General features: G+C 66.2%; 8 protein-coding genes and 1 pseudogene. 5 read left to right on the plus strand and 4 right to left on the minus strand.

What is annotated here, in order from left to right; genetic code table 11:
- Window positions 1-2,449 (minus strand): tetratricopeptide repeat protein (locus tag VK533_RS09700; RefSeq protein ID WP_324376871.1); only part of this gene is annotated, 2,449 nt, incomplete at its 3' end.
- Between the two features lie 134 nt (window positions 2,450-2,583).
- Here VK533_RS09700 and VK533_RS09705 point away from each other — a divergent pair.
- From VK533_RS09705 to VK533_RS09720, 4 genes are all read left to right on the plus strand, one after another.
- Window positions 2,584-3,273 carry a response regulator transcription factor gene (locus VK533_RS09705; RefSeq protein WP_324376873.1) on the plus strand — a complete coding sequence of 230 codons (690 nt, stop codon included), beginning with the start codon at window positions 2,584-2,586 and terminating at the stop codon, window positions 3,271-3,273.
- Window positions 3,270-4,595, plus strand: a complete 1,326-nt coding sequence (locus VK533_RS09710) for a HAMP domain-containing sensor histidine kinase (RefSeq protein ID WP_324376875.1) — start codon at window positions 3,270-3,272, stop codon at window positions 4,593-4,595. The genes VK533_RS09705 and VK533_RS09710 overlap by 4 nt, the downstream gene beginning before the upstream one ends.
- Window positions 4,586-5,122 carry a hypothetical protein gene (locus tag VK533_RS09715; RefSeq protein ID WP_324376877.1) on the plus strand — a complete coding sequence of 179 codons (537 nt, stop codon included), beginning with the start codon at window positions 4,586-4,588 and terminating at the stop codon, window positions 5,120-5,122. Before VK533_RS09710 ends, VK533_RS09715 begins: the two co-directional genes overlap by 10 nt.
- 131 nt (window positions 5,123-5,253) lie before the next feature.
- On the plus strand, window positions 5,254-6,027 hold the full coding sequence (locus tag VK533_RS09720; RefSeq protein ID WP_324376879.1) for a transglutaminase family protein: 774 nt from the start codon (window positions 5,254-5,256) through the stop codon (window positions 6,025-6,027).
- A gap of 141 nt (window positions 6,028-6,168) precedes the next feature.
- Here the strand turns inward: VK533_RS09720 and VK533_RS09725 are convergent, their stop codons facing one another.
- The 3 genes and pseudogenes from VK533_RS09725 to VK533_RS09730 all read right to left on the minus strand — a co-directional run bounded on the left by VK533_RS09725 (window position 6,169) and on the right by VK533_RS09730 (window position 7,982).
- Window positions 6,169-7,491 carry an ATP-binding protein gene (locus VK533_RS09725; protein ID WP_324376881.1) on the minus strand — a complete coding sequence of 441 codons (1,323 nt, stop codon included), beginning with the start codon at window positions 7,489-7,491 and terminating at the stop codon, window positions 6,169-6,171.
- Window positions 7,492-7,533: 42 nt separating this feature from the next.
- Window positions 7,534-7,656: pseudogene (locus VK533_RS17265) on the minus strand (hypothetical protein); the annotation flags it as partial.
- Window positions 7,620-7,982: a GAF domain-containing protein gene (locus VK533_RS09730; RefSeq protein ID WP_324376883.1), complete on the minus strand. Its 363-nt coding sequence runs from the start codon at window positions 7,980-7,982 to the stop codon at window positions 7,620-7,622. The pseudogene VK533_RS17265 and the gene VK533_RS09730, both read right to left, overlap by 37 nt.
- 324 nt (window positions 7,983-8,306) lie before the next feature.
- On the opposite strand from VK533_RS09730, the gene VK533_RS09735 reads away from it, so the two are divergent.
- Window positions 8,307-8,696: a cupin domain-containing protein gene (locus tag VK533_RS09735; protein WP_324376885.1), complete on the plus strand. Its 390-nt coding sequence runs from the start codon at window positions 8,307-8,309 to the stop codon at window positions 8,694-8,696.
- The last annotated feature ends 97 nt before the right edge of the window (window positions 8,697-8,793 follow it).

Genomic DNA, 8,793 nt, shown 5'->3' on the forward strand with positions numbered 1-8,793 from the left:
AAAGATCGGTCGCCATCAGCCGCGTTTCGGTCGCATCTTTGCCGATCAGCATGACGCTTGCCTTCGGTCGCAAGGCCGTTCGGATCGCCTCCAGTTCGCGCGCGGCGCCGGGAAGCGAGGGCAGCGAACGCAGCGATGCCGCATCCAGCGAGCCCCCGCGCAGCACGCGCTGCGCCGGCGCGTCGAATGGGCGCTCCTCCGCGAGGCGTGGCGCGCCGATGCCCGCGAAGCTCGCCGTCTGGACGCTGCTGTCCGGATCGCGGCGTCCGCCCAGCCCGGCGACGACTTCGACGCTGTGCTGGCGGATCAGCCATGGCGCATTGCGGAAATCCGTCGGACGAAGCTCGGCACCTTTCGGCGGGGCGGTGAGCAACAGCCCGATCGGCAAACGCGCGAGCGCGCCGCCGCCGAACATCTGCAGATCCGCTTTGGCCGGGAGCTGCGCTGCCAGCGCGGGCGGCAGGATATTGCGGTACAGGCGATAGGCGTCCGCCGCCGCGAACGGCACGGTCTCGTCGCCGGAATCGATGCCGGCCCGCACGCGTTGCACGGCGGCGGCCAGCGCCCCGGCGCTGAGCGGCGTCGGTGCCCAGGCCAACCCCTTGCGGGTGAGCATGATCCCGGCGGCCCCGTCATCGACCGCGACCGGCATCAGCAACGCGGACGATGGCGCGAGCGCGGTGGTGGCGGCCGCCAGCCCGATCGGGCTTGGCCGGCTGAGCGCGCGGAACAGCGGGAAGCGCGTGTCGAGCGCGGCGGAAGCGGCTTCGACCGCGCGGTCGGTTTCCGCGATTGCCACGTTGAGCCGTTCTACTTCGGTCGCCGATTTGCCGAGCGCGTACGATCGTTCGCGATCGAGCCGGACGCGCATCGTGCCGAGATCCTGCACCTGACGGACGAGTGCGGCGATCGCCGGATCGCCGGCGGCGGATCGCGCGGCCACCGCGCTGTCGGTGATCGCCAGTCCGGACAGATTGGCGAGCTGGACCGCCTTGAGTGCGGCCTCCGGCTGGCCGGCCGCCAGCGCGATCACCGCCAGCCGGTTGAAGCCGCGCGCATAATAGGGTCCGAGATTGCGCAATTCGCCACCCGGCACCGCGCTGTCCAGCAATACCGTCTCGATTGCGGCGGCTATCGGCGCGGTCGCCCGATAGGCTTCGGCGGCGCGGCCAAGCCGGGTGAGGATCAGGCCATGGAGCGTTTCGGCGTCGGCGCGTTGCAGCTGCGCGGGCGGCAGATCCGCGAGCCCGGCGAGCGCTGCTTCGCTGAGTGGCAGCGCCAGATCGGCATGGCCCCCGACCAGCAAGCCCAGGGCTTTGGCGGCATTCGCCCGCGCGCGCAGCCGCTCGTCGCCCTTGGTCGGCTTGGCGAGATAGACGAACGCGCGTGCGATCCGGGCATCGGCGGCTTCATTGTCGCCGCGCGCCCGCGCCAGGTCCGCCGCATTGAGCAGCAAGGTCACTGGCGTCTTCGGTGCGGCCGTGTCGCCCATGCCGTCGAACAGGTCTGCGCCGGCCATGTAAAGCGTCTCGGCCTCAATCGTACGGCCCTGGCCGGCCAGGCTGAACGCCAACGTGTTCATCGCCGTGACCACCGTCGGATGGTTCTTGCCGCGATAGCGGATATGCACGTCGAGCGCGCGGCGCGCGACCGCCTCGCCTTCGGCAAAGCGCCCGGTGCCGTTGAGCGACCCCGCCAGATTGTTGAGCGTGACGCCGACGCCGATATGGCCGGGCGGCAGATCGCGCTCCGCCAGCGCGGCGCCGGTCCGCGCCGCCGCGAGCGATTCATCGACGCGGCCGGCGTCGAGCAAGGCGGTCGACAGCGTCGCGTAATTGGAGATGAAGGCCGCGCGCGTGCCGGGGCCCGGTTTCATCCGCGCCAGCGCGCCCTGCACATTGTCGATCGCATAGGCCAGCCGGCCCTGCCGCATCGCATTATAGCCGATATGATTCATGGTGGTGCCGACGTCGTCGCTGTCGGGCCCCATCACGCGGGCCTGCACGTCTTTCACATGATTGAGCCGCCGGTCGGCATCGTCGCGGTCGCCCGCATCGCCCGCTTCGGCCGCCGCGTTCATCATCATCTCGAGCGCCAGCGGCGTTTCGCCATGCCCCGCCTTCACCAGCAACGCGACGCCGCCGTCGATCACCGCCAGCGCGGCGGCATGGTCGCGGTTGGCGGCCAGCGCATAGCCGATATTGGCCTGCACCATCGCGCGGTCGTCGACCGACAGGTTGGGATCGGCGCGCGCTTCGGCTTCCATCGCCCTGACATTACGGATCTCGACCGCCGGATCGGGATCGGAGGCGCCGTCATGCTTCTGGAGGATGCGGTCATGGAGCGAGAGCGGCGGAGACGGCACGGGCGCGCAGACCGCGGCTTCGCTCGCGAAACACAGCAAGGCGGGCAGCATTGCCGCGCCCCAAAAGCTCGCTTTACGCCCCACGACGCTCTCCCCCATTTTTCCCCGTCCCCACGCTGTCCGACTTATCGGCACGCGGCAATGCCTTACACTGCTTGTCACTGGCGGACGCGCGCTCCGCCTGCGATGGTGCACGGGTCGGAGGGGGCGAACGGATCGTGCAGGTGCTGTTGATCGAGGACGACCCGCAGACCGCGGATGCGATCGCGGCGATGCTCGCGCGTGAGGCGATCGCGGTCGAATGGGTCGCTGAGGGCGAGGCCGGTGTCGCCCGTGCGGGCGATCCGGCCAATGACATCATCGTCCTCGATTGGATGCTGCCGTCGATCAGCGGGGTCGAGGTTGTGTCGCGGCTGCGTGCCGCCGGGGTCGAAAAACCGGTGCTGATGCTGTCCGCACTCGGCCGCGCCGAACATCGTGTCGAGGGGCTCGATCGGGGCGCCGACGATTATCTCACCAAGCCGTTCGAGCCGGCCGAGCTGATCGCGCGGCTGCGGGCCCTCGTCCGGCGCACATCGGTCCAGACGCGCCAGCCCGTTTTGATCCACGGCGATCTCGAACTGCACGTGCGGGCGCGCACCGCGCATCGCGCCGGCCGCCACCTCGCGCTCAGCCCGAAGGAGTTCGAGCTGCTCAAATATCTGATGGAGAATGCCGGCGAGATCGTGACCCGCGAAATGCTGCTTCAGCATGTCTGGAAGCTCAATTTCGATCCGCAGACCAATGTCGTCGACGTCAATCTGGTGCGCCTGCGGCGCAAGCTGGAGGATGGCTGCGACAAGCCCTGCCTCGAAACCGTGCGCGGCCGGGGATACCGGCTCAATGCACCGCGTGCCGACGGCCCGTGAAACGCGTAGACCTGTTCTCGATCGCGCTGCGCCAGGCCCTGCTGTCGGCGCTGGTGATGATCCTCGCGATGATCGGCGTCGGCGCGGCGACGCTGGCCACGGTCGATCATGCGCTGCGCCATCAATTGGTCCAGACGATCGATACCGATATTGCCGGCCTGACCGATGTCATGGTGCAGGGTGGACCGGATGAGCTCCGGCGGCGGATCGCCGACCGCACCGATTTCGCCGAGGGCGCCACGCCGCATCCTTTCTATGCCCTGATCGGCCCGGACGGCACCCGGCTCGCGGGCAATGCCGCCATTGCTCCGCCGGCCAATGCCGGGCTGTCGCCGCTCATCGAACTGCCGGACGGGCTCGCACGGGCGACGCGGTTGCGCGGTGGGCTGACCCTGGTCGTCGGCCGCAGCCTGGCTCCCTCGCAATCCCTGCTCGCCGGCCTTCGCCGCAGCTTCATGCTCGCCGCTTTGCTCGCGGTGTTGGCCTCGCTGCTCGCCGGTGCGCTGTCCGCCGGCTGGCTCGGACGGCGCGTCACCGCCGTGACCGACGCGTTCGAGCGCTTCAAGCGCGGCGATCATCGCCGCCCCATGCCCGCAACCGGGCGCGACGAGATCGCGATCCTCGCGCGCGAGGTCGACGCGCACCTGCTCTGGTCGGAGCGGCTGCTGCGGTCGCAGCGCGAAATCAGCGACAATATCGCGCACGAGCTGCGCACGCCTTTGGTTCATCTCGACACGCGTTTGCTGCGCGCGCTCGAGACCAATCGCGACGAAAATGTCGCCGCCGATCTGGCCGACGCGCGCGGTGATATCCGCTCGGTCGTGTCGCTGTTCGACGCGTTGCTCGACATCGGCATGACTGAGACCGGCAACGGCCTCGGCCGTGGCGCGGTCGATTGCGACCTGGCCGAAATCGCGATCAACGTCGCCGATCTGTACCGGCCGAGCGCCGAGGAAGCCGGGCTCGATTTTTCGACGCGGATCGCAGCGACCGTGCCGATGCGCGGCGAGCCGATGGCGATCGCGCGCATCATCGCCAACCTCCTCGACAATGCGCTTAAATACGCCCCCGCCGGCTCGCACGTCTGCCTGGCGGTGGAGGAGGGGCCACGCATCGTCGTCGAGGACGACGGCCCCGGCGTCCCGCCCGAAGACCACGACCGCATCTTCGGCCGCTTCCACCGTGCCGGCGCGGCGGGACCGGGCCACGGCCTCGGGCTGGCATTGGTGCGGGTGATCGCGGCACGGCACGGCCTGACCGCGCGCTTCGAAAATGCCGATCCCGGCGCACGCTTTATCATCGAGCCGCCGCAATGCGATTGATCGGCCTCCTCGTAATCGCACTGTTGGCTGGTCCGGTCGCGGCCGATCAGCCAACCGACGCCTTCTCGCGTACTGTCGCGGGCTTGCGTAATGGCAGCGCCGCCGCGACCGCGCATGATCGCGCGCGGCTTGGCGCCGCGGTCCGCCTGTTGGAAGCATCCGGCGCGCATCCCATGGATGGAGACGATGATCTGGTGAAGAGCTGGCGTGCGCGCGTCGGCGTCGCGCCCGCGCCGGCCTATCGCGATCGCGCGCTCGGCCCGGCTTATCGCCACATCGTTTTGGCACGCGCCGCGACGATGCACTTCGAGCAGACGTTCCTCGCCGGTCAGCGTGCCCGGATCGCGGTCGTGCCGATACGGCGCGCGGCGGCAAGGCTGCAGGTCGAGGACGACGATGGTCATCGGGTCTGTGCCGCCGCCGCGACCGGCGGCTGCGACTGGGTGCCGGTATGGACCACCCGCTTTCGGGTCGATGTCGTCAATACCGGCACTCGCGATGCCGAATATATTGTGGTTATTCAGTAGCAGCGGTCCGAGCCCGGCGGCTCATGCGCGTCGCAGTCCGCAGCCCGATCTTCTCTCGGGGCAGCGAACGGCTATGACGGGCGTTACGCACCAGCGTTGTTGGTAGTCAGGCGCAAATTTGGGGGCAGCCTGTGAAAATCATAATCGAAACCAAGCTCGAATATGAACTCGAGTATATGACCGATATCCTGCTTCAGGTCGAAGCCGCGCCGATTCCCGAGCAGATGGTGGAGGATTGGCTGGAGACGATCGAGTGCCAGCATTTTGCGCGGATCGCCGCCCATGATGCGGTCGGAAACCGGATCTGGCTGCGGGTACAGGGGCGCCTGATCGTCGATTACCGCGCGACGGTGTCGATCGATCGCCTCGTCGCCGACGTGCGGCTGCTGCCCGCCGTCCCGCACCATTTGCTGCCCAGCGAAACCGTCCAATATCTCATGCCGTCGCGCTATTGCCCGTCCGATCAGTTCCAGGCCTTTGTCGATGCGGAGTTCGGGCAGGTCGATGGCGGCGCGCGCGTCGCCGCGATCCGCGACTGGGTCCAGCACAACTTCTCCTACGTGCCAGGATCGAGCTTCGCCGACACGACCGCGCTCGATACGTTCGTGAAACGGCAGGGCGTATGCCGCGATTATGCGCACGTCATGATCGCTTTGGTGCGCGCATCGGGCATTCCGGCGCGGTTTGTGAGCTGTTACGCGCCGGGCGTCGAACCGCAGGACTTTCATGCCGTCGCGGAGGTGTTCCTGGACGGCGCATGGCACATGGTCGATGCCACCGGCATGGCGACCGAAGCCAGCATGGCCAAGATCGGGATCGGCCGCGACGCCGCCGATGTCGCGTTCCTGACCGCCTACGGCACGGCGAACATGATCTCGCAGTCCGTGTCTGTGCAATCGGCGTGAGAAACGAAGACACGTTTCGAGCCCGTAAAATCGGATTGGCACTGGCTACTTGGCTGAAGTCGGGCGTCCGCCATCGCATCCTTGGAGCCTGAAAGTCCACATTTGGGAAACGCGCTAAGCCCCGTCACCTGCGCACGCCGTCTAGACTTGTTCTATCATTTCGCGGACCTTCGTTCCCAGCGCGTCCAGCGAAAACGGCTTGGCCAGAAGGTCCATCCCCGGCGCCAGAAATTCGCCAAGCGACGTGGCGTTTTCAGCGTAGCCGGTGACGAACAACACCTTCAACTTGGGTCTGATTTCGCGCGCCGTCTCCGCCAATTGTCGGCCGCTCGCGCCCGGCAGGCCGACGTCGGAAAGCATCAGATCTATCCGCTGCGGGGATCGCAGGATCACCAATGCTTCGTCGCCGTCGCCGGCTTCATGATGCCGATAGCCCAGCTCACCCAGGACTTCGACGATCAGCAAGCGCACGACGGGATCGTCTTCGACGACGAGCACGGTCTCGCCGCGGCCGTCCGGCGCGATGGCGCTCTCGTCGATGCTTTCGAGTGGGTCATCGACCTGCGCACGGGGCAAGTATAACTTAACCGTCGTTCCCTTGCCGACCTCGCTGTCGATGCGAACGTGGCCGCCGCTCTGCTTGGCGAAGCCGTAGATCATGGACAGGCCAAGCCCCGTTCCCTGGCCAATCGATTTGGTCGTGAAAAAAGGATCGAAAACCTTGCCAAGTATGTCGGGCGTCATTCCCGAGCCCGTGTCGGTGATGCAGATAACCACGTAGGACCCCGGCAGGGCGTCGTCGTTCTTCAGCAAATCATGCTCGTCCAGGCTCGTATTCACCGTCTCGATATGAAGCCGGCCGCCATTCTTCATTGCGTCGCGCGCGTTGATCGCCAGGTTCAGGACCGCATTTTCGAGCTGATTGGTATCCGTCAGCGCGGGCCAGAGGCCGGCAGAAAGATTGATTTCAAGCCGGACCTGCTCGCCCAGAGTACGGCGCAGCATGTCGTCCATGCCCGCGATCAGCGCGTTGACGTTGCAGGCTTTCGTATCGAGCGATTGCCGGCGCGAAAAGGCGAGCAGGCGGTGGGTGAGGGCGGCGGCGCGCTCCGCAGAGGTGGACGCGGCGTCCATGAAGCGAGGAACGTCGTCCATGCGTCCTGCCGCCATCCGTCGTCGTATGATGTCGAGCGACCCGGTTATCCCCGTCAGCATATTGTTGAAATCGTGCGCGATGCCGCCGGTCAATTGACCGATGGCTTCCATCTTCTGGCTCTGGCGCAGATTGTCTTCCGCCGCGTGTCGCTGAAGTTGTTCGGATTCGAACGCATTGGTCCGCTCTATCACGCGCGCTTCGAGGGTCTCGTTCGCTTGCCGAAGCGCGGCCTCGCTTTCCTGAAGCGCTGCTTGCGCCGCCCGAATTTTGTCGGCGACCTGAAGCCGATCGACTGCCGCCGCGATCAAGTTCGCATATCCCTGCAGGAAGCGCGTATCGCGCTCGTCGAAATGCCGGGGAGTGCGGCTGTCGACCTGAATGATCCCGAAGGGAGGTTTGTCTTCCGCGCCCAGGATGATGACGCTGACGATCGCCCTTACGCCATTGTCTTGATGAAATCCGCATACTCGAATCTGGTTTCGGTGCTGATGTCGTCGGACACCACGGGCTGGCCGGTTTGCAGCGCAAAGCCTTCGGACGAGCCTTTGACGGCCTGGACCGTCACCTTTCCGACAACGTCGTCCTTCCAGCCCACGCCCGCCCGTACCAGCAGGGTGATGCCATCCTCACGAAGCTCCATCACCTTGGCGAGGTCGGTTCCGAGCGCCTCGCCGACCAGGCGGCACCCCTCCATGAGAATTTCGTCCAGGCTGTCGGAGCGCAAAGCCAGCTCGCCGAACTTCGCCAAAACCTCCTGCTGCCGCAAAAGCGACGTCACCATTGGCTCACGATGTGACATGCGGATGCCTTCTTGGGGGTGCAGAGCCCTGGATAGAATCATCGCTGTTCAGGAATGACGTTGAGCAGATGAACCGTCAGGCCAAACGCTGGAATTTCTTAAACGGGTACAAACATAAGTTATTATATTTGAAGCCGGACCGGCCGGTTCGCCGCGTCATCGGCGGCTTTGCGCCTAATATTCGTGGAATTGCGCGCCTGCGCAGAAGCGGTCGAAAACTCACGAAAAGAATTACGGTGACAGTGCCCTCATCTTTGGGAATTGAATGCACTGTCACCGTAATTTAGTCCGTCTTTGCGCAATCGCCGTAAGAAAGGAGCCGACATGAAAAGCACATTCCTGGCCGGCCTTGCTGCGGGCCTGCTCGCTGTGTCCGGCGCGCAGGCGCAGCCGTCCGGGCTGACGCGCACCGATCTCCAGCGCCACGATCTGAGCATCCCCGGCCGTGAGGCGATCCAGGTGCGCGTCGATTTCGCGCCGGGCGCGGTCGCCGGCGCCCACACGCATTACGGCGAGGAGATCATCTACGTTCTTGGCGGCACGCTCGAATATCAGCTTGCGGACCAGCCTCCCGTCACCCTGAAAGCCGGCGGCGTGTTGTTCGTGCCGACGGGCGTGGTTCACCGGGCAAGGAACGTCGGCACCGGACCCGCCAGCGAACTGGCCACCTATGTCGTCGAAAAGGGCAAGCCGCTGGTCACGCTGGCGCGATAGGGGGCATCGCCCCGGCGCTCACCTGCCGCGACCATCCAGCAGCGCCGCGACCGCCCGATGAAAGGCAATCGGATCCTGCTGCGGTCCGCCGTGGCTG

Source organism: Sphingomonas sp. (genome assembly GCF_035317925.1).
In the GTDB taxonomy this organism is placed as follows: Bacteria; Pseudomonadota; Alphaproteobacteria; order Sphingomonadales; family Sphingomonadaceae; genus Sphingomonas_I.